At 68.5% G+C, this 26514-nt stretch carries 24 protein-coding genes; 2 read left to right on the top strand and 22 right to left on the bottom strand.

Annotated elements, in window-relative coordinates; translation table 11 throughout:
- Positions 1 to 27: 27 nt before the first annotated feature.
- From G6048_RS17940 to G6048_RS17990, 11 genes are all read right to left on the bottom strand, one after another.
- A complete protein-coding gene (locus G6048_RS17940) occupies positions 28 to 867 on the bottom strand; it encodes a shikimate dehydrogenase (protein ID WP_165340560.1) in 840 nt (279 codons plus the stop codon).
- A complete protein-coding gene (gene mltG, locus G6048_RS17945; RefSeq protein ID WP_165340561.1) occupies positions 848 to 2572 on the bottom strand; it encodes an endolytic transglycosylase MltG in 1725 nt (574 codons plus the stop codon). Before mltG ends, G6048_RS17940 begins: the two co-directional genes overlap by 20 nt.
- Positions 2573 to 2697: 125 nt before the next feature.
- Positions 2698 to 3162: a Holliday junction resolvase RuvX gene (gene ruvX, locus G6048_RS17950; protein ID WP_165340562.1), complete on the bottom strand. Its 465-nt coding sequence runs from the start codon at positions 3160 to 3162 to the stop codon at positions 2698 to 2700.
- A gap of 17 nt (positions 3163 to 3179) precedes the next feature.
- Entirely contained in the window at positions 3180 to 5852 is a 2673-nt protein-coding gene (gene alaS, locus G6048_RS17955; RefSeq protein WP_165340563.1) for an alanine--tRNA ligase, read from the bottom strand.
- Positions 5852 to 6202, bottom strand: coding sequence for a DUF6167 family protein (locus G6048_RS17960; RefSeq protein ID WP_165340564.1), 351 nt, complete (start codon positions 6200 to 6202; stop codon positions 5852 to 5854). Before G6048_RS17960 ends, alaS begins: the two co-directional genes overlap by 1 nt.
- Before the next feature lie 7 nt (positions 6203 to 6209).
- Positions 6210 to 6665 (bottom strand): DUF948 domain-containing protein, encoded by a 456-nt coding sequence (locus G6048_RS17965; protein WP_165340565.1) that lies wholly within the window; start codon positions 6663 to 6665, stop codon positions 6210 to 6212.
- Between the two features lie 197 nt (positions 6666 to 6862).
- The gene (rpsD, locus tag G6048_RS17970) at positions 6863 to 7477 is read right to left on the bottom strand and encodes a 30S ribosomal protein S4 (protein ID WP_033324931.1); all 615 of its coding nucleotides are present in this window, start codon (positions 7475 to 7477) and stop codon (positions 6863 to 6865) included.
- A 301-nt stretch (positions 7478 to 7778) separates the two neighbouring features.
- A complete protein-coding gene (locus tag G6048_RS17975; RefSeq protein ID WP_165340566.1) occupies positions 7779 to 9134 on the bottom strand; it encodes a replication-associated recombination protein A in 1356 nt (451 codons plus the stop codon).
- 71 nt (positions 9135 to 9205) lie between these two features.
- Entirely contained in the window at positions 9206 to 9847 is a 642-nt protein-coding gene (locus G6048_RS17980) for a vitamin K epoxide reductase family protein (RefSeq protein ID WP_165340567.1), read from the bottom strand.
- A 126-nt stretch (positions 9848 to 9973) separates the two neighbouring features.
- On the bottom strand, positions 9974 to 11236 hold the full coding sequence (gene hisS, locus G6048_RS17985) for a histidine--tRNA ligase (protein ID WP_165340568.1): 1263 nt from the start codon (positions 11234 to 11236) through the stop codon (positions 9974 to 9976).
- A gap of 12 nt (positions 11237 to 11248) precedes the next feature.
- Complete coding sequence (locus G6048_RS17990) at positions 11249 to 11971, bottom strand: MBL fold metallo-hydrolase (protein ID WP_165340569.1); 723 nt, start codon at positions 11969 to 11971, stop codon at positions 11249 to 11251.
- 163 nt (positions 11972 to 12134) lie between these two features.
- Between G6048_RS17990 and G6048_RS17995 the strand changes: the two genes are divergently transcribed.
- A complete protein-coding gene (locus G6048_RS17995) occupies positions 12135 to 12980 on the top strand; it encodes a peptidylprolyl isomerase (protein ID WP_165340570.1) in 846 nt (281 codons plus the stop codon).
- Between the two features lie 134 nt (positions 12981 to 13114).
- Positions 13115 to 14344 (top strand): DUF349 domain-containing protein, encoded by a 1230-nt coding sequence (locus G6048_RS18000; protein ID WP_165340571.1) that lies wholly within the window; start codon positions 13115 to 13117, stop codon positions 14342 to 14344.
- A gap of 92 nt (positions 14345 to 14436) precedes the next feature.
- On the opposite strand, the gene G6048_RS18005 is transcribed toward G6048_RS18000, so the two are convergent.
- The 11 genes from G6048_RS18005 to pdxS all read right to left on the bottom strand — a co-directional run bounded on the left by G6048_RS18005 (position 14437) and on the right by pdxS (position 26256).
- Positions 14437 to 17016 carry a RelA/SpoT family protein gene (locus G6048_RS18005; protein WP_408056144.1) on the bottom strand — a complete coding sequence of 860 codons (2580 nt, stop codon included), beginning with the start codon at positions 17014 to 17016 and terminating at the stop codon, positions 14437 to 14439.
- A 239-nt stretch (positions 17017 to 17255) separates the two neighbouring features.
- A complete protein-coding gene (locus G6048_RS18015; protein ID WP_165340572.1) occupies positions 17256 to 17804 on the bottom strand; it encodes an adenine phosphoribosyltransferase in 549 nt (182 codons plus the stop codon).
- Entirely contained in the window at positions 17801 to 18928 is a 1128-nt protein-coding gene (secF, locus tag G6048_RS18020; RefSeq protein ID WP_165340573.1) for a protein translocase subunit SecF, read from the bottom strand. Before secF ends, G6048_RS18015 begins: the two co-directional genes overlap by 4 nt.
- Position 18929: 1 nt before the next feature.
- On the bottom strand, positions 18930 to 20678 hold the full coding sequence (gene secD / locus G6048_RS18025; RefSeq protein ID WP_165340574.1) for a protein translocase subunit SecD: 1749 nt from the start codon (positions 20676 to 20678) through the stop codon (positions 18930 to 18932).
- Positions 20679 to 20819: 141 nt separating this feature from the next.
- A complete protein-coding gene (gene yajC / locus G6048_RS18030) occupies positions 20820 to 21305 on the bottom strand; it encodes a preprotein translocase subunit YajC (RefSeq protein WP_165340575.1) in 486 nt (161 codons plus the stop codon).
- A 166-nt stretch (positions 21306 to 21471) separates the two neighbouring features.
- Positions 21472 to 22542: a Holliday junction branch migration DNA helicase RuvB gene (gene ruvB, locus G6048_RS18035; protein ID WP_165340576.1), complete on the bottom strand. Its 1071-nt coding sequence runs from the start codon at positions 22540 to 22542 to the stop codon at positions 21472 to 21474.
- Between the two features lie 63 nt (positions 22543 to 22605).
- Positions 22606 to 23217, bottom strand: coding sequence for a Holliday junction branch migration protein RuvA (gene ruvA / locus G6048_RS18040; RefSeq protein WP_165340577.1), 612 nt, complete (start codon positions 23215 to 23217; stop codon positions 22606 to 22608).
- A complete protein-coding gene (gene ruvC, locus G6048_RS18045; protein ID WP_165340578.1) occupies positions 23214 to 23792 on the bottom strand; it encodes a crossover junction endodeoxyribonuclease RuvC in 579 nt (192 codons plus the stop codon). Before ruvC ends, ruvA begins: the two co-directional genes overlap by 4 nt.
- Positions 23793 to 23925: 133 nt before the next feature.
- A complete protein-coding gene (locus G6048_RS18050) occupies positions 23926 to 24678 on the bottom strand; it encodes a YebC/PmpR family DNA-binding transcriptional regulator (protein WP_033324912.1) in 753 nt (250 codons plus the stop codon).
- Between the two features lie 48 nt (positions 24679 to 24726).
- The gene (gene pdxT, locus G6048_RS18055) at positions 24727 to 25335 is read right to left on the bottom strand and encodes a pyridoxal 5'-phosphate synthase glutaminase subunit PdxT (protein ID WP_165340579.1); all 609 of its coding nucleotides are present in this window, start codon (positions 25333 to 25335) and stop codon (positions 24727 to 24729) included.
- 6 nt (positions 25336 to 25341) lie between these two features.
- On the bottom strand, positions 25342 to 26256 hold the full coding sequence (pdxS, locus tag G6048_RS18060) for a pyridoxal 5'-phosphate synthase lyase subunit PdxS (RefSeq protein ID WP_165340580.1): 915 nt from the start codon (positions 26254 to 26256) through the stop codon (positions 25342 to 25344).
- Between the last annotated feature and the right edge of the window lie 258 nt (positions 26257 to 26514).

Raw genomic sequence — 26514 nt, forward strand, 5'->3', positions numbered from 1 at the left:
CCGCCCCCTGCGGAACCGGAAAGAATCTTAACGTCCGGCGAGTGCGTGCTCTCCCGCTTTTCGCATGGCGCCCAGCGGGGCCGGCGTACGCCCCGTCATCTGCTCCACCTGGAGTGCCGCCTGGTGCACCAAGAGGTCGAGGCCGCTGACGACGGCGCCGCCGTACGCGGACCAGCGGGCGGCGAGTGCGGTCGGCCAAGGGTCGTACAGGACGTCGAAGAGCGTGGCGGGGCGTCCGGGGACGGCGGAGGCGAAGGCGTCGGTGGCGCCGGCCGGGGTCGTGGCGACCACCAGCGGTGCGTGCAGCGCCCGCTCGGCGTCCGCCCAGTTCGCGATGCGCACTTCGGTCTTCAGCCGCTCGCCCCACTGCCGCATCTCAGCGGCGCGCGCCTCGCTGCGGACGTACGCGACGATCTCGCCCGTGCAGATCCGCGAGACGGCGGCCAGCGCGGAGGACGCGGTGGCGCCCGCGCCGAGGATGGCGGCGGAGTCGACCTGCTCGATCCCGTGCTCCCGCAGGGCGGCGACCATGCCGGGGATATCGGTGTTGTCGCCGACGCGTCGGCCGTCCTCCGTGAACACGACGGTGTTGACGGCCTCGACGGAGGCCGCCGTCGCGCTTATCTCGTCGAGCAGCGGAATCACGGCCCGCTTCAACGGCATGGTCAGCGACAGCCCGGCCCACTCCGGTCCGAGTCCCTCGAGAAAGCCCGGCAGAGCGGCCTCGTCGATCTCGAAACGGTCGTACGACCAGGCCCCCAGTCCCAGCGCGGCATAGGCGGCGCCATGCAGTACCGGCGAGAGGGAATGGGCGATGGGCTGGCCGAGCACGGCGGCACGGCGGGCGTCAGTTGCCCGAGCGCGCATCGAACTTTTCCTTGAGCTTCAGGAATTCGCCATGCGTCTTGGCGAATTCGGTCTTTTCCACACCGTCGGTCGCCACGAAGTAGTACCAGCCGTCGTCGGTCGGATCGAGCGTCGCCTTCATGGCGACGTCACCCGGGTTAGCGATCGGGCCGGGCGGCAGTCCCTTGTTCGAGTACGTGTTGTATGGGTCCTTGTTATTGTTGATCTCCGACTCGCTGATGTCGATGTTGCTCTCGTTCTTCAGGTAATTGAAGGTCGAGTCGAACTGCAGCGCCCCGTAGGTCTCGGGGTTGGCGAGGTCGAGGCGGTTGTAGACCACCTCCGCCATCTTGCGGTAGTCATCCCTGGTCTTGCCCTCGGCCTGGACGAGGCTCGCCACCGTGACGACGTCCAGCGGGTTGTCCAGCTTGAGTTCCTTGGCCTTCGCCTCAAGGTCGTACGCGGCGTACTTCTCCTTGGCCTGGGCGACCATCTTCTTCAGGACGTCCTCGGGTTTCATGCCCTTTGCCGCGGCGTAGGTGTGCGGGTAAAGGAAACCTTCCAGCGGATCCTTGATGTCGTCGTTGTTGTTCGCCCAGTCGGGAAGTCCGAGGCTCTCGTATTTCTCCTTGGCGACGTTCGCCGTGGTGCCCTTTTTGAGTTCGAGCCTCTTGTCGATCGCCGCGTAGACCGCGGCATTGCGCTGCCCCGGCGCCACGATCATGTTGTTCTGGCTCTTGGGGTCGAGCATCATGCTCACGGCGCTCTCGGCGGACATCTCCTTCTTGAGGAGATAGACGCCGTGCTGGATCCGCTGACCTTTGGGATTCGCCGACTGCGCGGACACAAACGCGTCGACGCTCTTCACGACGCCCGCCGACTTCAGCTTCTGGCCGATCTCGTAGCCGCCCGACCCCTTGGCGATCTCGACCATCACCGTCTGGCTGGTGCCGTCGCCCGCAAAGTCCGGCGCCTCGCCGAAACGGCTTTGGTAGAACTGGTATCCGTAATACCCGCCTCCGGCGAGACCACCGACAAGGACGAGCGAAACGACCAGGCAGGCGCAGCCATTGCGGCTCTTCTTGCCGGTCTTCCCCTTGCCTTTTCCTTTGCCGCGCTTCCCGTCCGACGGGTCGTCGTCGAAGTCGTCGTCATCGTCGCTGCCGCCCGAGAAGAAGGCGTGCTCGCCCTGGTCGGGTCCCGGATCCCAGTCGGTCTGTGGCTCGGGCTCGGATGCGCGTTCGGGCTGATGGCGGCTCGGCGGCTGAGGCGGCGGGTACGCGTCGGGGGTGCCGTAGTAGTCGGACTGGTAACCCTGACCGCCGTACCCCGCCTGCTGGCCTCCGTACGGATCGCCGGAGCCGGCGCCGTACGAGCCGTGACCGTGCTGTCCGGTGTCCCAACCGCCGTTGCCCTGCTGGCCGTTGTGCCCCTGATACGGCTGGCCGCCCTGATCGTAATACTGCTGCGCACCCGGGCCGCCGTACGGCTGCTGCTGTCCCTGGGCATAGTGCTGCTGCCCCTGGTCGTAGCCGGACTGCTGCCCGTTGCCCCAGTCGCCGTACTGGTTCTGCTGCTGCTGCGGCTGCTGCGAATAGTGCTGCTGCTGGCCGCCGTACGAGGACTGGGCCGCGTGGCCTTCTTGTCCTCTCCATCCGTCGTCCCCGAACAACGGGTCCTCGGGATGCCACGGTTCGGAGCCTTGGCCCCGGCCATAATCAGTCATCGATCCCCTAGAAGCCGCGAGGCGGCGGTCGCGCGGCGCGTGTGGCCCGGCTCCCCATCCGCCTCTCTGCTGTGCGGAGGCTGTTCGAACGCCGCCGCATCGCGCGGAACGTTACCGTACCGCGATCAGATGACCACTTCGACGTCATCGCCAGGAGCTTTACCTGACACTCGTTCGGATTCCAGCGCCTGCTGCAGGATGATGACGGCGGCGGCCTGGTCGATGACTGACCTGCCCTTCTTCGCGTTCACGCCCGAGGCGCGCAGTCCCTGACTGGCCGTGACTGTGGTCATCCTCTCGTCCACGAGTCTCACCGGAACCGGCGCGACCATGCGGGCCAGTTCCTGGGCGAAGGCACGGACCTTGACCGCGGCCGGGCCCTCGCCCCCCTTGAGGGAGCGAGGGAGGCCGACGACGATCTCGATCGGTTCGTACTCTTCGACGAGTTGCTTCAACCGCCGCTGGGCGGCCGGGACATCGCGGCCAGGGACGGTTTCCACCGGGGTGGCGAGGATCCCGTCGGGGTCGCAGGAGGCGACCCCGATCCGGGCGTCCCCGACGTCGATGGCGAGCCGGCGTCCGCGGCGCATGACGCGTTCGTCTCCGCTCACTTGGCTGTGTCGGCCACAAGGCGCTCGACGGCCTCGACGGCCTCGCCGATGGCGGCAGCGTTCTGGCCGCCGCCCTGGGCGAGGTCGGGCTTGCCGCCACCGCCGCCGCCGAGGGTCTTGGCGGCCGTACGGACCAGGTCGCCGGCCTTGAGGCCGCGCTCGCGGGCGGCTTCGTTGGTGGCGATGACCGTCAGCGGCTTGCCGCCCACGGTGGTGAACAGGGCGACCACGGCGGCCCGGTCGCCCGGGATGCGGCCGCGCACGTCGAGGACCAGCTTGCGCAGGTCGTCGGCGCCGGTGCCGTCCGGGACCTGGCCGGTGACGAGAGCGACACCGCGTACATCCTTGGCGCCCTGGGCGAGTCCGGCGGCGGCCTGGAGGACCTTCTCCGCACGGAACTTCTCGATCTCCTTCTCGGCGTCCTTCAGCTTGCCGAGCATGGCGGAGACCTTCTCGGGCAGCTCCTCGGGACGCCCCTTGATCAGCTCCTGGAGCTGGGCGACGACCGTGTGCTCGCGGGCGAGGAAGTTGTAGGCGTCGACGCCGACCAGGGCCTCGATACGGCGTACGCCGGAACCGATGGACGACTCGCCGAGCAGCTTGACCAGGCCGAGCTGGGCGGTGTTGTGCACGTGCGTACCGCCGCACAGCTCCTTGGAGAAGTCGCCGATGGTGACGACGCGTACGCGGTCGCCGTACTTCTCGCCGAACTCGGCGATGGCGCCCTGCTTCTTGGCCTCGTCGATGCTCAGGATCTCGGCGTGGACGTCGAGGTCGCGGGCGAGCACTTCGTTGATCTTCTGCTCGACGTCGGTCATCACGGCCGTGGGTACGGCGGACGGGGAGCCGAAGTCGAAGCGGAAGCGGCCGGGCTGGTTCTCGGAACCGGCCTGGGCGGCCGTCGGGCCGAGTTCGTCGCGCAGGGCCTGGTGCGTGAGGTGCGTGGCCGAGTGGGCGCGGGCGATGGCCTTGCGGCGGCGTACGTCGATGACGGCCTGGGCGGAGGCGCCGACGGTGACCTCGCCGACCTGGACGACGCCCTTGTGGACGTACACACCCGGGACCGGCTTCTGGCAGTCCCGGACCTCGACGACGGCACCGGAGTCCACCTTGATGCGGCCCGTGTCGCCGATCTGGCCGCCGCCCTCGGCATAGAACGGCGTGCGGTCGAGGACGATCTCGACCTCGTCGCCCTCGGTGGCGGCGGGGGACGAGACGCCGTCGACGAGGATGCCGACGATCTTCGACTCGCCCTCGGTGTGCAGGTAGCCGATGAAGTCGGTCTCGCCCGAGTTGTCGGCGATCTCGCGGTAGGCGCCCAGGTCGGCGTGGCCGGTCTTCTTGGCCTTGGCGTCGGCCTTGGCGCGCTCCCGCTGCTCCTTCATCAGGCGCCTGAAGCCGTCCTCGTCCACCGAAAGGCCCTGTTCGGCGGCCATTTCGAGGGTGAGGTCGATCGGGAAGCCCCAGGTGTCGTGGAGCAGGAAGGCCTTGTCGCCGGCCAGGACCGTGCCGCCGGTGGCCTTGGTCTCCGTGACGGCGGTGTCGAGGATGTTCGTGCCGGCCTTCAGGGTCTTGAGGAAGGCGGCCTCCTCGGCGAGGGCGACCTTCTCGATGCGCTCGCGGTCGGTGATGAGCTCGGGGTACTGCTGGCCCATCATCCCGATGACGACGTCGATCAGGTCCTGGACGACCGGCCCGGTGGCGCCGAGCAGGCGCATGTTGCGGATGGCGCGACGCATGATGCGGCGCAGGACGTAGCCGCGTCCCTCGTTGCCGGGTGTGACGCCGTCGCCGATGAGCATCACCGACGTACGGATGTGGTCGGTGACCACGCGCAGGGACACGTCGCTGTCGTGGGCGTCGCCGTAGTGGACGCCGGTCAGCTCGGTGGCCTTGTTGATGACGGCCATGGAGGTGTCGATCTCGTACATGTTCTGCACGCCCTGCAGAATCATGGCGAGCCGTTCCAGGCCGAGGCCGGTGTCGATGCTCTTGGCGGGCAGGTCACCGAGGATCGGGAAGTCCTCCTTGCCGGAGCCCTCCCCGCGCTCGTACTGCATGAAGACCAGGTTCCAGAGCTCCACGTACCGCTCGTCGTTGACGGCGGGGCCTCCCTCGACGCCGAACTCGGGGCCGCGGTCGTAATTGATCTCGGAGCACGGGCCGCAGGGGCCGGGAACGCCCATGGACCAGTAGTTGTCCTTCATGCCGAGACGCTGGATGCGCTCGATGGGGACTCCCACGACGTCGCGCCAGATGCGCTCGGCCTCGTCGTCCTCCTTGTAGACGGTGATCCAGAGCTTCTCCGGCTCCAGGCCGTAACCACCCTTGTCCTGGGGCGAAGTGAGCAGCTCCCAGGCATACTTGATGGCGCCTTCCTTGAAGTAGTCGCCGAAGGAGAAGTTGCCGCACATCTGGAAGAACGTGCCGTGCCGGGTGGTCTTGCCGACCTCTTCGATGTCGGGGGTGCGCACGCACTTCTGCACGCTGGTGGCGCGCGAGTAGGGCGGCTTGACCTCACCGAGGAAGTACGGCTTGAAGGGCACCATGCCCGCGTTGACCAGGAGCAGAGTCGGGTCGTCCGCGATGAGCGACGCCGAAGGGACGACGGTGTGCCCGCGCTCCTCGAAGAAGCTCAGCCAGCGGCGGCGAATCTCAGCCGACTCCATCAGTGGTCCTCATTCCGGTTGTACGAGTACGTCGACCGCTCGACGTACGTCGGGTTCTTGCTGTACTTCGGGTGGTTGCTGTTCTCCAGGGCGGCGAAGCGCCGCGGGGAGGGAAACTCGGGGTTCGCGTTCAGCCCCAGGGCCTCGTCGAGCTCGGCCTCGCGCTGCGCCATGCCGTCGCGGACGTCGAGTGCGAAATCCTTGAGGCGGTGGCCTGCTTCGATCGCCTTGCTCGCGGCCTGGTTCGCGAGACTCTCGGGCGTCAGCTGCTTGAGCTTGCGGTTGACCTTGGTGGTGGCCCAGACCCCGGCGGCTGCGCCGGCGGTGAACCAGAACGTACGGCGGAACATCGCTGCGTCAGTCCTTCTTACCCCGGTTGTTCCGGCTGTTCCGCTTCTCCCGTCGCGCGGACGAGACGGTGCGGCCCACGATCACGGTACGGCGCTCCGACTTGGCGGGCGCGTCCTCACGCCGGCCGCCGATGGCCCGGCGTACGCCGTACCCGAAGGCCGCGACCTTCACCAGCGGGCCGCCGAAGGTGGAGGCGACGGTCGTGGAGAGCGCCGACGCGTTCGAGGTGACCTCCTGGACGTCGGAGGCGATGGCGTCGACCCGGTCGATCTGGGTCTGCGCGGAACGCACCGCGGAGGAGGCGTCTGCCAGGAGCGGGACGGCCTGGTCGGTCACGTCCGCGACGAGCTTGGTGGTCGCCCTGAGCGTCTGGGCCAGCCTCGCGAGCGCCACCGCGAGGAAGGAGACCAGGATCGCCCAGAAGACGGCCACCAGGATCCCGGCCACCTCTCCACCGGACACTGCGCACCCGCTCCCTGGATTTCGTGCCTGAACATCGAAAAAGTCGTCTCCCGAGCCTATCGCGCCGGGGATCCCGCTCCGTACCGGATTACGGCCCGGCCGCCGGCGGATGTGCGAAAGCCCGCTGCCTCGCCCGCCGGGAGGGCGGGGAGACAGCGGGCCGGCGCACAGGTGGTGCTACGTCCGCGGGGAAGTGATCAGCGGGCGTAGTACTCGACGACGAGCTGCTCGTCGCAGATCACCGGGATCTCCTTGCGGTTCGGCTCGCGGTCCAGGCGGAAGGCCAGGGCGCGGAGGTTCACCTGGAGGTAGCGCGGGGTCTCGCCGTCGGGGGCGAAGCCACCCTCACGGGCCACCTCGAACAGCGGCTTCTGGCGGCTCCGCTCGCGGACCATCACGACGTCGTCGGGCTTGACGCGGAACGACGGCTTGTCGACCTTGTGGCCGTTGACCTCGATGTGGCCGTGGGTGACCATCTGGCGGGCCTGGTAGATCGTGCGGGCGATGCCCGAACGCAGGACCAGCGCGTCGAGACGGCGCTCGAGCTCGATGACCAGGGCCTCACCGGTCTTGCCCTGCGTCTTGGCGGCACGCTCGTAGGCGCGGACGAGCTGGCGCTCGGACACGTCGTACTGCGCGCGCAGGCGCTGCTTCTCGAGCAGACGGACCTTGTAGTCCGAGTTCTGCTTGCGGCCGCGGCCGTGCTCGCCCGGCGGGTAGGGGCGGGCCTCGAAGTACTTGACGGCCTTCGGGGTCAGCGCGATGCCGAGGGCACGCGACTTCTTGACCTTGGGGCGGGACTGATTCGCCACTTCTTTTCCTTTTCCTTATCGGCTGCCTCAGGGTTATGGGAGGTCGCATCCGCAGCCGGGGGATTCCCGTCAGGTCCGCGAGGGACTTGCCGGGCAGCCGCTCCCCTGGTCTGGGCACATACGTGCAGCACACGAACGGCCCACCGACCGGTCCCGGAACTCCGGGTGGTGGTGGGCGGCCCGCGACACCTACAACGGTGCGCGACGCTCCTGGATCAAAAGATCCGGCTGGATGTCCCGTCTGAGGCGCCGACCGGAGCCGGACACGGGACGCAGCACTGTTCAGGAGTCTACAGGGGGTTCAGGACTGCTTCCGACCGAGGTGTTTCCTGGTCCACTCGACCGCGTCGGCGTACCGGGCCTCGGCCCCGTGCCTGGTCGGCGTGTAGTACTCCCGCTCCTTGATCGCGTCCGGTGCGTACTGCTGAGCGGCGATCCCCTCGGGCAGGTCGTGCGGATACACGTACCCCTGGGCGTGCCCGAGCTTCGCCGCGCCCTTGTAGTGCCCGTCGCGCAGGTGCGGGGGCACGGGACCGGCCAGCCCCTTCCGTACGTCCTCCATGGCGGCGCCGATCGCCGTCGTCGCCGCGTTCGACTTGGGGGCCAGCGCGAGGGCGATGGTGGCGTGGCTGAGGGTGAGTGCTGCCTCGGGGAAGCCGATCATCGCGACCGCCTGGGCGGCGGCGACGGCTATGGGCAGCGCGTTCGGATCGGCCAGGCCGATGTCCTCGCTGGCGGAGATCATCAGGCGGCGTGCGATGAAGCGGGGGTCCTCGCCGGCCTCGATCATCCGGGCCAGGTAGTGCAGCGCGGCGTCCACGTCCGAGCCGCGGATGGACTTGATCAGGGCACTCGCCACGTCGTAGTGCTGGTCGCCGTCGCGGTCGTACTTCACGGCGGCGCGGTCGACGGTCTCCTCCAGGGTCTGGAGGGTCACTTCCGTCTCTCCCTTGTCGAGCGCGGAGCCGGCCGCGGCCTCCAGGGCAGTCAGAGCGCGGCGCGCGTCACCGCCGGCGATCCGCAGCAGGTGCTCCTCGGTGTCCTCGGGAAGCGTGACGGCGTCCTTCAGGCCGCGCTCGTCGGCCAGCGCGCGCTTGATGAGACCGCGCAGGTCGTCGTCCGTGAGCGGTTCGAGGGTGAGGAGCAGGGAGCGGGAGAGGAGCGGGGAGATCACCGAGAAGTACGGGTTCTCGGTGGTCGCGGCGATCAACGTCACCCAGCGGTTCTCGACGGCCGGGAGCAGGGAGTCCTGCTGGGCCTTGCTGAAGCGGTGGATCTCGTCCAGGAAGAGGACGGTCTCTTTGCCGTAGCCTCCGGTGGCGCGGCGGGCGCCCTCGATGACCGCGCGCACTTCCTTGACGCCGGCCGTGATCGCGGAGAGCTCCACGAAGCGCTTGTTGGTGGCCTTGGAGACGACGTACGCGAGGGTCGTCTTGCCGGTGCCGGGCGGGCCCCAGAGGATCACCGAGGACGGTCCGGCCGGGCCCCCGGCCCCTTCGCCGACCAGTCTGCGCAGGGGCGAGCCAGGCTTCAACAGGTGCTGCTGGCCCACGACTTCGTCCAGGGTGCGCGGGCGCATCCGTACGGCCAGGGGGCTGCTGGACGGGTCCTTCTCCTGGCGTTCTTCTGCTGCGGCGGTGAACAGGTCGGGCTCCACGAGGAAAACCCTATGTCACGCGACTGACAACGCCCCGGGCCGCGGTCAGCCGGCCCGTTCAACTGGTCCGGTCAGCTGGTCCAGAAGTCCCACCAGCGAGTCAGGATCAGCATGCCGATGATCCCGATGTGCAGCACGGGCAGGACCCACGCGAACTCGCCGAGGAAGCCCTTCAGCCAGCCGGGGGCGGGCAGGAACCCGTGCCGCACGTTGAACGCGGTCACGGTCCAGAACATGACGATCGTGGCGACCCAGGCGAGGCAGCACCACAGGCACAAGGAGTTGATGTTGTAGAGCGACTGGTACATGAGCCAGGTGCAGAAGCCGACCCCGAAGAGCGTGCCCGCGTTGAAGGTCAGCCAGTACCAGCGCGGGAACGTCGCCCGGGCCAGCAGGCTCATGCCGACGCCGATCACGATGGCGTAGGTGACCAGGCCCAGCATCGGGTTGGGGAACCCGAAGACCGAGGCCTGGTCGCTCTTCATGATGTTGCCGCAGGAGACGACCGGGTTCAGGCTGCAGCCCGGCGTGAAGTTCGGGTCCTCCAGGAGCTTGAACTTGTCGATCGTGATGATCCAGGAGGCCAGCAGCCCGGCCGCGCCCGTGATCATCAGCAGGAGAGCGAGAGCGCGGCTTCCGCCGACCGAGCGCGGCGGGCCCTCGGCACGTGCCTGGTCGACGGAGACGCCTTCCCTGACTGTCGTCTTGCTCATCACGCCGTTTCCGTAGCTTGAGGGGGGTCGACGGGCACGGTCATTGTGCCGCACGCGCGCGCGTATCCACCGTTCGCTGGACATAAGGAGGTACGCACAGCGGCCCGGGAACGTTCGCTCGAAACGTCACCCCAGCCGGGCTTCCAGCTCCGCCACGATCTCGTTCACCCCGACGGCCTCCTGCTCCCCGGACTCCATGTCCTTGAGCTGAACGACGCCTTCAGAGAGGTCACGTTCGCCCGCGACGATCGCGTAGCGCGCCCCACTCCGGTTCGCGCTCTTCATCGCCCCCTTGAGACCCTTCCCGCCGTACGAGAAGTCCGCCGCGACGCCGACCTTGCGCAGCTCGGTGACGACCCTGAAGAGCACCCGCCTGGCCTCCTCGCCGAGTGGCACCGCGAACACGCTGGTGGATGCGGGCAGTTGGAGCTCGACACCCTCCGCCTCCAGGGCAAGGACCGTACGGTCGACGCCCAGCGCCCAGCCGACCGAGGGCAGCGCGGGTCCGCCGATCATCTCGGAGAGACCGTCGTAGCGGCCGCCGCCGCCCACCGCGGACTGTGAGCCCAGACCGTCGTGCACGAACTCGAAGGTCGTCCGCGTGTAGTAGTCCAGGCCGCGCACGAGCTTCGGGTCGTCCTCGAAGGAGACCCCGGCGGCCGTGATCAGTTCACGCACCTCCTCGTGGTACGCCTTGCACGCATCGCACAGGAAGTCGCGGAGCAACGGTGCCCCCACGAGCTGCTTCTGCACGTCGTCGCGCTTGTCGTCGAGGACGCGCAGCGGGTTGATCTGGGCGCGGCGCAGCGTGTCCTCGTCGAGTTCGAGCCCGCGCAGGAAGTCCTGCAGCGCTGCCCGGTACACCGGACGGCACTCCTTGTCGCCCAGCGAGTTGAGCAGGATGCGGAAGTCGCGCAGGCCGAGCGAGCGGTACGCCTGGTCCGCGAGGATGATCAACTCGGCGTCCAGTGCCGGGTCCTCGGCTCCGATCGCCTCGGCGCCGACCTGGGAGAAGTGGCGGTAACGGCCCTTCTGGGGGCGCTCGTAGCGGTAGTACGAGCCCGAATACCAGAGCTTGACCGGCAGGTTGCCCAGCTTGTGGAGGTTGGCCTCCAGCGCGGCGCGCAGCACGGAAGCGGTGCCCTCGGGCCGCAGTGCGAGCTTGTCGCCGCCCTTGGTCTCGAAGGCGTACATCTCCTTGGTCACGATGTCGGTGGACTCACCGACCCCGCGCGCGAAGAGCTCGACGCTCTCGAAGCCGGGTGTCTCGATGTAGCCGTAACCGGAGTTCCGCAGCGGCGCGGCGATCGCCTCGCGCACGGCGAGGTACTTCGCGCTGTCCGGGGGAATCAGGTCGTACGTGCCCTTGGGGGCCTTGAAGGTGCTCACGGAAGTCTCTCGTCACATTCCTCGTCGAGGAGCGGAAGCCTGGTCCGCGCCATGTTCCTGGCGGACTGCGGCCACCTGCCGCAAGTACGGGTTGGTGGCGCGCTCCTGGCCGATGGTCGTCTGGGGGCCGTGTCCGGACAGCACCACGGTCGAGTCGTCGAGCGGCAGGCACACGCGGGCCAGCGAGTCGAGCATCTCGGCCATGTCACCGCCGGGCAGGTCGGTGCGTCCGATGGAGCCGGCGAACAGGAGGTCGCCCGAGAAGAACACCGGCGGGATGTCCGCCGCCTCGGGCAGCCCGAAGGTCACCGACCCCTTCGTATGGCCCGGCGCATGCGCGACGGACAGCTCCAGACCGGCCAGCTCCAGCTTCGCGCCGTCGGTCAGCTCCTTGACGTCGTCCGGCTCCCCCACGGTCAGTTCGCCCATGAGCGGCATCCCGATGGAACGGCCGAGACCCATCGACGGGTCGTTCATCATGTACCGGTCTTCAGGGTGGATCCACGCCGGTACGCCGTGCGCGCCGCACACCGGGACGACCGAGGCCACGTGGTCGATGTGGCCGTGCGTGAGGACGACGGCGACCGGCTTGAGCCGATGCTTCTTCAGCGTCTCCTCGACTCCCTCGGCGGCCTCGTGGCCCGGGTCGATGATCACGCACTCCTCACCTGCGGCGGGGGCAACCAGATAACAGTTGGTGCCCCAGGCCCCGGCGGGGAACCCGGCAATGAGCACGATCGTCCTTCGTTCGTACGGGGGCGGTTGGCTGTGGGCCAGAGCCTACCGGCGCTGCCGGAACCACAGCGAACCCATATACGGTACGGGGCACACGCAGGCGGTCGGCTCACCAGACGCAGGCGTACCACCTGACGTACGAGACGCATGAGGAGAGAACCCGGTGGTCAGCCAGGAACAGCGGCGGCGTCAGCTCGCCCGGGAGAAGTTCTTGCGGCAGCAGCAGCGGCGTACGGCCGCGCGGCGCAAGGCACGTGTCCGTAACGCCTCCATCGCGTCGGCGCTCAGTGTGATCGTGGTGCTGGTCGTGGTGGCGACCACGACCGACGCCCTCAAGGGCGACGACACCAAGGACAACGCGAACGCGGAGGTGACCCCGAGCGCCTCCCCCAGCAAGGCGCCGGACCCCTGCGAGAAGCCCGCCGCGGGCAAGGTCAAGCCGCTCAGCTACAAGAAGGAGCCGGCCCTGACCGTCGACAAGTCGGCGGACTACACGATGAAGCTGCAGACGACCTGCGGCACGATAGACATCGAGATGCTGGCCTCGAAGGCTCCGCGTACGGTGAACTCGTTCAACTTCCTGGTGGACAAGGGCTATCTGGACCACACCAAGTGCCATCGGCTCGTCCCACAGGGCATCTTCGTGCTCCAGTGCGGCGACCCCAAGGGTGACGGCACGGGCGGCCCCGGTTACACCATTCCGGACGAGAACCTGAAGGACGAGCGCCTGAGGGGGAACGTGTATCCGGCGGGCACGGTGGCCATGGCCAACCAGTACAACGCTCAGACGAAGGAGGGCCGCGACAGTGGTGGCAGCCAGTTCTTCCTCGTGTACCAGGACAGCGAGCTGCCGCCCGACTACACGCCGTTCGGAACGATCTCCAAGGAAGGCATGAAGGTCCTGAAGAAGATCTCGGACGCCGGCGCCCAGCCCGCCGACCCCACGACCGGCACCACCGCTCCGAATGCGACGGTCGTGATCAACAAGGCGACCGTGACGAAATCCTGATCGTCAGGGGCCCAATTTCGGTCGCGCGGTATGCGGACAGCCGCCCCGCCGGTCGCCTATGTTGGCCGTGACGAAACTGTGGACGATGCCGGGGGTACAGCCACCCTACGCAGGCATCATGTGGAGGAGGCGCTGTGAGCAGCGACCCGTGGGGCCGCGTCGACGAGACGGGCACCGTGTACGTGCGTACGGCCGATGGCGAGCAGGTCGTCGGTTCCTGGCAGGCCGGCTCTCCTGACGAGGCACTGGCCTACTTCGAGCGCAAGTACGAGGGCCTGGTTGTGGAGATCGGCCTCCTCGAGCGACGAGTGAAGACCACCGACCTGTCGGCGAAGGACGCCTTTGCCGCCATCGACCATATCCGGGAGCAGGTCGACGCCCACCACGTGGTCGGTGACCTGGACGCACTGCGGGCCCGGCTGGACAAGCTGGTCAAGGCGGTCGAGGCGCGCCGTGAGGAGCGCAAGGCCCAGCGGGCGAGGCAGTCCGACGAGGCGCGGCATGCCAAGGAGGAGCTGGTCGCCGAGGCGGAACAGCTGGCGCAGTCCGACCAGTGGCGAGCCGCCGGTGAGCGGCTGCGGGCCCTGGTGGACACCTGGAAGGGGTTGCCGCGGCTCGACCGCAAGTCGGACGACGAGCTGTGGCACCGCTTCTCGCATGCGCGCTCGGCGTTCTCCAAGCGCCGCAAGGCGCACTTCGCGCAGCTGGACGCGCAGCGCGAGGAGGCCCGTAAGACCAAGGAGAAGCTGGTCGCGGAGGCCGAGGCGCTGTCCGGCTCCACGGACTGGGGCCCGACGGCGGCGCGTTACCGCGAGCTGATGTCGGAGTGGAAGGCCGCGGGCCGCGCCCAGCGCGAGCACGAGGACGACCTGTGGAACCGTTTCCGCGGTGCCCAGGACATCTTCTTCGCGGCCCGTAGCTCCGTCTTCGCCGAGCGGGACGCGGAGCAGGCCGAGAACCTCAAGCTCAAGGAGGAACTGGCCCACGAGGCCGAGAAGATCCTCCCGGTGACGGATCTGAAGGCGGCCCGCGCCGCCTTCCGCGCCATCAACGAGCGCTGGGAGGCCATCGGCCATGTGCCGCGCGACGCCCGCCCGAAGGTCGAGGGCCGGATGCACGCGGTGGAGCGGGCCATCCAGGAGTCCGAGGAGACGGAGTGGCGCCGGACGAACCCGGAGGCACGCGCGCGTGCCGAGGGTCTGACCGGTCAGCTCCAGGCCGCCGTGGACAAGCTCCAGGGCCAGATCGAATCGGCGCGCGCGGCGGGCAACAACGCCAAGGCGGACAAGCTCCAGAAGGAGCTCGATGGCCGTCAGGCATTGCTGGACCAGGCGCTGAAGGGTCTGCAGGAGTTCGGCGGCTGAGCGCTTCCAGCGGTTTTTCCGCTCCTACGTAGAAGGGGCTTCCGTACGCAAGGTACGGAAGCCCCTTCTACGTAGTAGCAGCGCAGCGGTCGTTACGGCCTGCGTGCCGAGGTCACCCGGTACACGTCGTACACGCCCTCGACTCCCCTGACCGCCTTCAGGACGTGGCCCAGGTGCTTGGGGTCGCCCATCTCGAACGTGAAGCGGGAGGTGGCGACGCGGTCGCGGGAGGTCTGGACGGCCGCGGAGAGGATGTTGACGTGCTGGTCCGAGAGGACGCGTGTGACGTCCGAGAGGAGGCGTGAGCGGTCCAGGGCCTCCACCTGGATGGCGACCAGGAACACCGAGGACTGGGTGGGCGCCCACTCGACCTCGAGGATGCGCTCGGGCTCGCGGGACAGGGAGTCGACGTTGACGCAGTCGGTGCGGTGAACCGATACGCCACTGCCACGCGTCACGAAGCCCATGATGGGGTCGCCGGGGACGGGCGTACAACATCGGGCCAGCTTGACCCACACATCGTCGACGCCCTTGACCACGACGCCCGGGTCGGCGCTGGAGCGGCGTTTACGGCTGCGCCCGCGCGCGGGCGGCACGCTCTCGTCGATCTCCTCGGTGGCGGCCTCCTCGCCACCGAGCGCCTGGACGAGCTTCTGCACGACGTTCTGCGCGGACACATGGCCCTCGCCGATCGCCGCGTACAGCGCGGAGATGTCGGGGTAGCGCATCTCGTGCGCCAGCGTGACCAGGGAGTCGCCGGTGAGGATGCGCTGGATCGGCAGGTTCTGCTTGCGCATGGCGCGGACGATGGCGTCCTTGCCGTGTTCGATGGCCTCGTCGCGGCGTTCCTTGGAGAACCAGGCGCGGATCTTGTTGCGGGCCCGCGGCGACTTCACGAAGCCCAGCCAGTCGCGGGAGGGGCCCGCGCCGGCCGCCTTGGAGGTGAACACCTCCACCAGGTCGCCGTTGTCCAGGGTCGATTCGAGCGGTACGAGGCGGCCGTTGACCCGCGCGCCGATGGTCCGGTGGCCGACTTCCGTGTGGACCGCGTACGCGAAGTCCACCGGGGTCGCGCCGGCGGGGAGCGCTATGACGTCGCCCTTGGGCGTGAAGACGAAGACCTCGTTGCGGGACAAGTCGAAGCGCAGTGACTCCAGGAACTCCGAGGGGTCCTCGGTCTCCTTCTGCCAGTCGAGCAACTGGCGCAGCCACGCCATGTCGTTGATGTGGTCGTCCTTGCCGGCCTTCTTCGGTACGTCGCTGCGCACCTTGGAGGCGCCGGCGGAGGGATCCTGCTTGTACTTCCAGTGCGCGGCGATGCCGTACTCGGCGCGGCGGTGCATGTCGAACGTACGGATCTGGAGTTCGACGGGCTTTCCGTTGGGCCCGATGACCGTCGTGTGCAGCGACTGGTACATGTTGAACTTGGGCATCGCGATGTAGTCCTTGAACCGGCCGGGGACCGGGTTCCATCGCGCGTGCACGGTGCCGAGGGCGGCGTAACAGTCCCTGACGGTGTCGACCAGTACACGAATGCCCACCAGGTCGTAAATCTCCGCGAAGTCACGGCCGCGGACGATCATCTTCTGGTAGACGCTGTAGTAGTGCTTCGGGCGGCCGGTGACGGTCGCCTTGATGCGGGCCGCGCGCAGGTCGGACTGCACCTCGTCGGTCACTATGGCGAGGTACTCGTCGCGCTTGGGGGCGCGTTCGGCGACGAGGCGGACGATCTCGTCGTACATCTTGGGATAGAGGATCGCGAAGGCGAGGTCCTCCAGCTCCCACTTGATGGTGTTCATGCCCAGGCGGTGGGCTAGCGGCGCGTAGATCTCGAGGGTCTCGCGCGCCTTCTTCTCCTGCTTCTCGCGCTTGAGGTAACGCATGGTGCGCATGTTGTGCAGGCGGTCGGCGAGCTTGATGACCAGGACACGGGGGTCCTTGGCCATGGCGACGACCATCTTGCGCACGGTCTCGGCCTGGGCCGCCTCGCCGAACTTGACCTTGTCCAGCTTGGTCACGCCGTCGACGAGGAGGGCGACCTGGTCGCCGAAGTCGCGGCGCAGCTGCTCGAGCCCGTACTCGGTGTCCTCGACGGTGTCGTGCAGCAGGCCCGCCATCAGCGTGGCCGGGTCCATACCCAGCTCGGCGAGGATCGTGGTGACGGCGAGCGGGTGCGTGATGTACGGGTCGCCGCTCTTGCGCTTCTGGCCGCGGTGCCAGCGCTCGGCGACCTGGTAGGCCTTCTCGACCTGACGGAGCGTGGAGGTCTCGATCTTCGGGTCGTTGCTGCGCACTATCCGCAGCAGGGGCTCCAGGACCGGGTTGTACGGGTTGGAGCGCTGGACGCCGAGGCGGGCGAGACGGGCGCGTACGCGGTTGGAGGAACCGCCGGAGCGGGCGGGCTGGCCGGGCGCGGGGCGAACCGCAGGTGCGGTCGTGGGCGCGGGTGAGGGCGTGGGCCGCTCGCGCTCAGGAGGAGCAGGCTTCGGGCGCGACTGCTCGGCCGCTGTGCCGCCGGAGGCGGGCTGGGCATGCCGGACCGGCCCGCCGGTGTCGCCTCTGGCGTTCTTCGTGGGCGCGGCCGCGGTGCCCGTCGTCGAGTCGGGCTTGGCGGCTGGGGGTGCCCCCAGGTGTTCAGCCCTGGGAGTCAGTGGCTGGGCCTCGTCTGCCAAGAGGGCTCCTCGTGCGCGATCCGGGTCCCCCGGTCAGGCTCCGGAGATCCCATGGTAGCGATCCCGGGCTCCGGACTCGCCTTCGCCTGGAGAGACGGCTTTGTACAGGAGAAACACGGGAGGCGGGCACCGGATTCCTCCGGGCCCGCCTCCGCGGTGTTCTACGGGTGTCCCAGGCCTTGCGTGCGCCTTGCCCTGGGGTGCCCGGGCGTCACTCGTACTGCCGCTCGGGCCCTCACTCAGACTGTGAGGAGCGCCTCCAACGGGGCGCCCGCGAGGGCCGGTTCCAGCCTGCCCCGGCCGCCGAGGAAGCCAAGCTCCATGAGGACGGCCACGCCGGCCACCTCGGCGCCGGCCCGGCGGATCAGCTGGAGCGAGGCCTCGGCGGTGCCGCCGGTGGCGAGTACATCATCGACGATCATGACGCGGTCGCCCGCGGCCAGGTCCTCGGCGTGCACCTCGATCTCGGCCGAGCCGTACTCCAGCTCGTACGCCTGGCTGAGCGTCGCCCCGGGGAGCTTGCCGGCCTTGCGGACGGGGATGAAGCCGAGCCCGGCGCGGACCGCCACGGGGGCGCCGAGGATGAAGCCACGGGCCTCCAGGCCGACGATCTTCGTGGCGCCGCTGCGGACGCTGATCTCGGCGAGCGCGTCGGTGAGTGCCGTGAACGCGGCCGGGTCGGCCAGGAGCGGGGTGATGTCCTTGAACATCACGCCCGGCTCCGGATAGTCGGCCACGTCCCGGATACGGCTGAGGAGCAGCTTCGAGATGTCTGTGTGCTCGCTCATCGGCGCTTCCCGGAAGGCCGGCCGCGGCCCCTGTTGCGGGACGACGGCTGGGAACGCTGGCTGCGCGGCGGACCGACGGCCGCGGGAGTCGCGTCCTCCGGCTCCTCGTCATACGGCTCGTCGACGGCCTCAGCCTCCTGGGGCTCGCTCTGCGAGGCGGCCGAGGCGCGCTTGGCGAGTACGCGCTTCTTCAGGGCCTTCATCTGCGGCTCGCGCTCCTTGAGGTCGGCGACGAGCGGCGTGGCGATGAAGATCGAGGAGTACGCACCGGCCGCGAGGCCCACGAACAGCGACAGCGAGATGTCGTTGAGCATGCCCGCGCCGAGTACGCCGCCGCCGATGAACAGCAGGCCACCGACCGGGAGCAGGGCGACCACCGTGGTGTTGATGGAACGCACCAGGGTGCTGTTGATCGAGCGGTTGGCGACCTCGCTGTAGGTCCAGCGGGTCTGTTTGGTGAGGTCCTTCGTCTGTTCCTTGAGACTGTCGAAGACGACGACTGTGTCGTACAGCGAATAACCGAGGATCGTCAGCAGACCGATCACGGTGCCTGGTGTGACTTCGAAGCCGACGAGGGCGTAGATGCCGACCGTGATGGTGATGTCATGGATGAGGGCGACGAACGCGGCCAACGCCATCCGCCACTCGAAGGCGATCGCCAGATAGATCACCACCAGGACCAGGAAGATCCCGAGACCTTGCCAGGCCTTGTTGGCGATCTGGTCACCCCAGCTGGGTCCGACGAGTTCGGCGCTGATCCTCTCCGGGGCGAGGTTCATGTCCTGGGCGATCTGCGACTTGATCGGGTCGGACTGGTCCGTATCCACACCGGCGACCTGGATGCGCAGCCCGCCCGTGCCGAGGCCCTGCACGATGGCGTCGTGGCCGGCTGCCTCCTCCGCGTACTCCTCGGCCTGAGATGCGGAGACGCTCGTCTTCGGGGTGGTGAAGACGGCGCCGCCCTCGAACTCGATGCCCATGTTCAGGCCGCGTACCGACAGGCCGACGATGGCCGTGATGGTGATCAGGATCGAGACGCCGTACCAGAGCATGCGCTTGCCGACGAAGTCGTAACCGACCTCACCGCGGTAGAGACGGGCGCCGAGGTTGCCGAGCTTCGACATCTCACGCCTCCTTCGGGTCGACGGGAGCGGATACGCGGCGGGAGCGGCGCAGCGGTGGCTTGGCGCCAAGGCGCTTCGGGTCCAGGCCGGACCAGCTGTGGCCGTTCGCGAAGAACGGCTTGCGGGCGAGGATCGTCATCAGCGGCTTGGTGAAGAAGAAGACCACGACCACGTCCAGGACGGTGGTCAGACCCAGCGTGAACGCGAAGCCCTGGACCTTGCCGACGGTGACGACGAAGAGCACCGCGGCGGCGAGGAACGACACGAAGTCGGAGACCAGGATGGTGCGCCGGGCGCGTGGCCAGCCCCGTTCGACGGCGGGCCGCAGCGTTCGGCCCTCGCGGACTTCGTCTCGGATGCGTTCGAAGAACACGATGAACGAGTCCGCTGTGATGCCGATCGCGACGATGGCACCGCAGACCGCGGGCAGGTTCAGCGCGAAGCCGATGGCCGGACCGAGCAGCGACATGATCACGTACGTCATGACCGCCGAGACCAGCAGTGAGGCGATGGCGATCAGCGACAAGCCGCGGTAGTAGACCAACAGGTAGATGATGACCAGGGCGAGGCCGATGGCGCCGGCGATCAGACCGGCCTCCAGTTGGTCGCCGCCGAGCGCGGCGTCGACCGTGGTGACGCTCGCCTCCTTGAAGGTGAGCGGGAGGGCGCCGTAGGACAGGACGTTCGCCAGGTCCTCGGCGGACTGCTGGTTGAAGCCGCCGGAGATCTGGGCGGATCCGCCGGTGATCGCCGAGTTGACCGACGGAGCCGAGACGATCTCGCCGTCGAGCACGATGGCGAACTGGTTCTGCGGCGGTGCCTGGCCGACCAGCTTGCCGGTGACGTCAGCGAACTGGTCCGAACCCTTGTCGTCGAACTGCATCTGGACGATCCAGCCCTCGCCGGTCGTCGACGCGAACACGGCGCTGGCGTCCTCGACCCGCTCGCCGTTCACGGCGACCGGACCCAGCGCGTACTTGTACTGGGAATCCGGATCACAGGCGACGATCGTTTCGGTGTCCTCGGCCTGGCTGGCCTTCTCGCTCGCCGCCGCGCGGCCCTTGGCCGTGGAACAGTTCAGCGCGTCCAGCTGCTTCTGCACATCGGCGGCAGCGGCTTCGCCTGAGGGGTCGGCCGGCGGCGGGGCGCTGCCGCTGGGCGGCGCGGAGGGCGTCGGGTCCGCCTTCTTCGCGCCGTCCTTCGCGGCGAGGCCCTCCGTCACGGCGCGGCCCTGGGTGGTGGCGGTGGGCGTCGGCGAGGGAGACTTCCCGGAGGCCGAGGGCGACGGGGACTTCCCGGAAGGGCTGGGTGACGGGGAAGCGCCGGGGTCCGTCGCATTACCCGTCGGGGCACCTGTCAGCACCGGGCGGAAGTAGAGCTTGGCGGTGGTACCGACCTGCTCCCGGGCCTGCGCGGAGTTCGTGCCCTTGGGGATGTTGACGATGATGTTCTTGTCGCCCTGGGTCTGGACCTCCGCCTCCTGGACCCCCAGGCCGTTGACACGGCGTTCCATGATGCCGACCGCGGTCTTCATGTTGGTCGGGTTGATCGCGTTCTTCTGACCGGGCTCGTTCTGCGCCTCGAGCGTGATGCTCGTACCGCCGGCGAGGTCGATGCCGAGGCGCGGCGTCGTGTGCCCGGAGGCGAACATGCCACCGGTGAGCGCCACGATCGCGATCAGCATCAGGGCCAATGTGCGGCCCGGCCTCCCCTGGCCGCTCTGCTTTCGGCCCTTCTTAGGTGCTGCCACCTTCTCGTTCTCCCTCGTTGTCCGCCCGGCGACGGGGCACCTGCGCGGACGGCCATGAAATGGTGTCGAGATCCCCCGCGAAACAACATGGTCCGGGGACCGCGGTGCGCGAGCGGCGCACTCCGCGGTCCCCGGTCATGACTACTTCGCGTCGGACTCGCCGTCGGACTTCTTCAGCTCTGCGCCATCGGCCTTCTTCGGCTCCTCGTCGGCGGTCTCGTCAGCCGCTTCCTTCTTGCCGAGGTCGATGGGCTGGTCGTCGGAAGACTCGGCGGGCTCGTCGGTCTCGGTGAGGGAGGAGGCGTCGTCCGGGACGACGGCTTCGTCGGTCTTCAGGTCGTGCTCGATGCCGTGCACGATGCGGTTGTACTCGTCGTCGCTGAGGACGGCACCGATGGCGTTCTTGGCGAAGAGCAGGTCGACACCCGGGCCTGCGTCAAGGAGGACCGTGTCCTCGTTGACCTCCTTCACCGTCGCGTACATGCCACCGATCGTGCGGACGCCGGAGCCTGGCTGCATGTCGTTGCGCATCTGCGCAGCGGCTTGCTGCTTCTTCTTGGCCGACCGGGTCATCAGGAACATGGCCCCGATGAGCACGATGAACGGGAGGAGGGTCACGAGACTCACGGGTCGGAACTTCCTTCATTCGACCGCGATGCTGAGCGGCCTGATGGATGGGGGTATATGTGCGCCGCCGACAAAGGCGGCATCGGCGGAGTCTAAGCGAGTCCGCACTCAAGGAACAACGCCCAGCATTACACCGTGGTTCCTGGTCCGGCGAGTATGCGCCCCGTCACGCCCCGAAGAGGTCCTGTTGTCCGTTTCCACCAGCGGAAGGCCCGGGCCGGGTGAGGCCGAAATGCACCCATGCGGCCGGTGTGGCGACGCGCCCGCGGGGAGTACGGGCCAGCAGTCCCTCGCGTACGAGGAACGGCTCGGCGACCTCCTCGACCGTCTCGCGCTCCTCCCCCACGGCCACGGCGAGCGTGGACAGGCCGACCGGTCCGCCGCCGAAGAGCTTGAGCAGGGCTTCGAGGACGGCGCGGTCGAGGCGGTCGAGTCCTCGGTCGTCCACCTCGTACACGGCGAGGGCCGCCTTGGCGATGTCCCGGGTGATGACGCCGTCGGCCTTGACCTGGGCGTAGTCCCGTACGCGGCGCAGCAGGCGGTTGGCGATACGGGGCGTGCCCCGGGAACGGCCGGCGATCTCCGCGGCTCCCTCGGCGCCGATCTCGACGTCGAGCAGGTGCGCGGAGCGGTGGATGACGCGCTCCAGTTCGGCGGGCTCGTAGAACTCCATGTGCGCGGTGAAGCCGAAGCGGTCGCGCAGCGGGGGTGGCAGCAGTCCCGCGCGCGTGGTGGCGCCGACCAGCGTGAAGGGTGGCAGTTCGAGCGGGATGGCGGTGGCGCCGGGGCCCTTGCCGACGATGACGTCGACGCGGAAGTCCTCCATCGCCATGTAGAGCATCTCCTCGGCGGGCCGGGACATGCGGTGGATCTCATCGAGGAAGAGGACCTCGCCCTCCTGGAGGGAGGACAGGATCGCGGCCAGGTCCCCGGCGTGCTGGATGGCGGGGCCGCTGGTGATGCGGATCGGGGCCTCCATCTCGGCCGCGATGATCATCGAGAGGGTGGTCTTGCCGAGGCCGGGGGCTCCGGAGAGCAGTACGTGGTCGGCCGTGGCACCACGCGCGCGTGCCGCGCGCAGGACGAGGTCGAGCTGCTCGCGGACCTTCTCCTGGCCGATGAACTCGTCCAGGTCCTTGGGACGCAGGGCGGCCTCGACGGCCTGGTCCTCACGGTCGGCGGACGCACCGACGAGCCGCTCGGCGGCGGTCTCGTCGGTCGGGTCGTCCCAGTTCATTGCGTGTGCCTCGCGGTCTGGTAGTTCGTACGGGGCTTCCGTGCTCTTCGCGGAACTCGCCTGCTACCGCGATCTGTTGAGGCTCTGCAGGGCGGCCTTCAGCAACTGGCCCACCTGGGGAGCCCGTTCGGACGCCTCCGCCTGGGGTGCGACGGCCGAGACCGCCTCGTCGGCCTCCCTTGTCGCGTACCCGAGTCCGATGAGCGCGGCGTGCAACTGCTCGCGCCAGCCGGTGGAGACAGCCGTGCCGATGGCCGCACCGCCCGTGCCGAGAGGTTCGCCGAGGCGGTCCTTGAGCTCCAGGAGGAGTTTTTGGGCGCCCTTCTTGCCGATGCCGGGGACAGCCATGAGCGCCTTCTCGTCACCGGTGGAGATCGCACGGCGCAGGTCCTCCGGGCTGTGCACGGCGAGCATCGCCTGAGCCAGCCGCGGGCCGACTCCGCTCGCGGTCTGCAGCAGTTCGAAGGTTTGCCGCTCGTCGTCGTCCACGAAGCCGTACAGGGTCAGCGACTCCTCCCGTACGACGAGGGATGTGGCGAGTTTCGCCTGCTTGCCCATGCGGAGTCCGGAGAGCGTGCCCGGCGTGCACTGGACGGAGATGCCGATGCCGCCCACTTCGACCACCGCGGAGTCGGGGGCGAGGGCGGCGACCGGGCCGCTGACGAAGGCGATCATCGGGGGGCCTTTCGGGCGAGTGACTGGGCCTGCTGCCGGGCCTGTTGGGCCCGGGCCTGAGCTTCGCGGGCCTGGGCGTGGGCCTGTTGGAGGCGGTTGGTGGCCGGGGCGCGCCAGATGTGGCAGATGGCGAGCGCGAGGGCGTCGGCGGCGTCGGCGGGCTTCGGCGGTGCGTCGAGCCGGAGCAGCCGGGTGACCATGGCGCCGACTTGGGCCTTGTCGGACCGGCCGTTGCCGGTCACGGCCGCCTTGACCTCGCTCGGGGTGTGCAGGGCGACGGGCAGTCCACGACGGGACGCGCAGAGCATGGCGACAGCACTGGCCTGGGCGGTGCCCATGACCGTGCGTACGTTGTGCTGGCTGAACACCCGCTCCACGGCGACGTATTCGGGCCGGTGCTCGTCCATCCACTCCTCGATGCCCTGCTCGATGGCGACGAGGCGGTGGCCGACATCGGCGTCCGAGGGCGTCCGTACGACCCCGACGCCGAGCATCGTCAGAGGGCGCCCGGCGACGCCCTCGACGACTCCGACGCCGCATCGGGTCAGCCCCGGGTCCACACCCAGTACCCGCACAGTCGCCTCCCCCTTGCACGTGGACGGTGATCTTTGACTGTCGCCAGGCTAACCGCTGCCACCGACAACAGCGGCGGGCCGGTAGGGACACATCCCTACCGGCCCGCCGAAACCTGCGGCGCTCGCGGCAGCGCTATGCGCTGGCCTTCTCCATGACCTCGTCGCTCACATCGAAGTTGGCGAAAACGTTCTGCACGTCGTCACTGTCCTCCAGGGCGTCGATCAGCTTGAAGATCTTCTTGGCGCCCTCCTCGTCCAGTTCGACCTGCATGGTCGGGACAAAGTTGGCCTCGGCGGAGTCGTAGTCGATGCCGGCGTCCTGGAGGGCGGTGCGGACCGCGACCAGGTCGGTGGCCTCGCTGAGCACCTCGAAGGACTCGCCCAGGTCGTTGACCTCCTCGGCACCTGCTTCGAGTACGGCACCCAGGACGTCGTCCTCGGACAGCTCGCCCTTGGGGACGATGACGACGCCCTTGCGGTTGAAGAGGTACGAGACGGAGCCCGGGTCGGCCATCGAGCCGCCGTTACGGGTCATGGCGACGCGTACGTCGGAGGCGGCGCGGTTGCGGTTGTCGGTCAGGCACTCGATGAGCACCGCGACACCGTTCGGCCCGTACCCCTCGTACATGATGGTCTCGTAGTCGGCGCCACCGGCCTCGAGACCACCACCGCGCTTGATCGCGGAATCGATGTTCTTGTTCGGGACCGACGACTTCTTCGCCTTCTGCACGGCGTCGTACAGCGTCGGATTGCCGTCCAGGTCCACGCCGCCCATGCGCGCCGCGACCTCGATGTTCTTGATCAGCTTCGCGAAGAGCTTGCCGCGCTTGGCGTCGATCACGGCCTTCTTGTGCTTCGTCGTGGCCCATTTAGAGTGGCCGGACATCTGCCTGTCTCCTTCGCGTAACCCATCTCTGTCCGAACGCCAGAGATCCTACAAGGACTCCGCTGTACGGTCCGCGCGCACCATGTCGACAAACAGACCATGCACGCGGTGGTCGCCGGTCAGTTCCGGGTGGAACGACGTGGCGAGCGCGTTGCCCTGGCGTACGGCGACGATGTGGCCGTCGTGCTCGGCGAGCACCTCGGCCTCGGCGCCGACGGACTCGACCCAGGGGGCGCGGATGAAAACGCCCTCTACAGGATCGCCTTCGACGCCCTTCACGTCGACGGCCGCTTCAAAGGACTCGTTCTGCCGTCCGAAGGCGTTGCGGCGCACGATCATGTCGATGCCGCCGATGGTCTCCTGGCCCGAGCGTGGGTCGAGGATCTTGTCGGCGAGCATGATCATGCCGGCGCAGGTGCCGTAGACGGGCATTCCGGCCCGCACGCGCGCGCGGAGGGGCTCCATCACGCCGAAGAGGACGGCCAGTTTGGAGATGGTGGTGGACTCGCCGCCGGGGATGACGAGGCCGTCGACCTCGGCGAGTTCCTCGGGGCGCCGCACCGCCCTGGCCTCGGCGTTTGCCGCGGACAGGGCGATGAGGTGCTCCCGTACGTCGCCCTGGAGGGCCAGGACTCCTATGACGGGTGCTTCAGTCATGGGTGGTTACCAGCCGCGGTTCGCGTAGCGCTCGGCCTCGGGGAGGGTGTCGCAGTTGATGCCGACCATGGCCTCGCCGAGGTTGCGGGAAGCGTCCGCGATGATCTTGGGGTCGTCGTAGAAGGTGGTGGCCTTCACGATGGCTGCGGCGCGCTTGGCCGGGTCGCCCGACTTGAAGATGCCGGAGCCGACGAAGACGCCTTCGGCGCCGAGCTGGCGCATCAGGGCGGCGTCTGCGGGGGTGGCGACACCGCCGGCCGAGAACAGCACGACCGGGAGTTTGCCGAGTTCGGCGACCTCCTTGACGAGCTCGTACGGGGCGCGGAGGTCCTTGGCGGCGGCGTACAGCTCGTTGTTGTCGTAGCCGCGGAGCCTGGCGATCTCGTTCTTGATCTGGCGCAGGTGGCGGACGGCCTCGACGACGTTGCCCGTGCCGGCCTCGCCCTTGGAGCGGATCATGGCCGCGCCTTCGGCTATGCGGCGCAGGGCCTCGCCGAGGTTGGTGGCACCGCAGACGAACGGCGTGGTGAAGGCCCACTTGTCGGAGTGGTTGACCTCGTCGGCCGGGGTGAGGACCTCGGACTCGTCGATGTAGTCGACGCCGAGGGACTGCAGGACCTGGGCCTCCACGAAGTGGCCGATCCGCGACTTCGCCATCACCGGGATGGACACGGCGTCGATGATGCCCTCGATCATGTCCGGGTCGGACATGCGGGCCACTCCGCCGTCCTTGCGGATGTCCGCCGGGACCCGCTCCAGGGCCATGACGGCGACGGCGCCCGCGTCCTCGGCGATCTTCGCCTGCTCCGGCGTGACGACGTCCATGATCACGCCGCCCTTGAGCTGCTCGGCCATTCCGCGCTTCACGCGCGCGGTGCCGGTTTCGGGGGCCTGGGCGGAGTTGGAGAGCGTGCTCGACACGGGTTGACCTCACTCGGTGAAAGAGGGTTTCTGCAAACACCGAGGAAACGGGAGGGGACCAGGCCACTGCAAGGGCCAATGAGGAGCCGGTGGCATCTTTCGCCCCCGCCGCCCCTACCCGTCCCATACCAAGGGGCTCCGCCCCTGGACCCCGCTGGGGCTGCGCCCCAGACCCCATCGGCCTGAACGGCCTCGTTCTCAAACGCCGGACGGGCTGAGAATCAGCCCCTTGGGGGGCACCTCCCAGCTACCGCTGGG

Source organism: Streptomyces ureilyticus, assembly GCF_011045025.1.
GTDB lineage: Bacteria > Actinomycetota > Actinomycetes > Streptomycetales > Streptomycetaceae > Streptomyces > Streptomyces ureilyticus.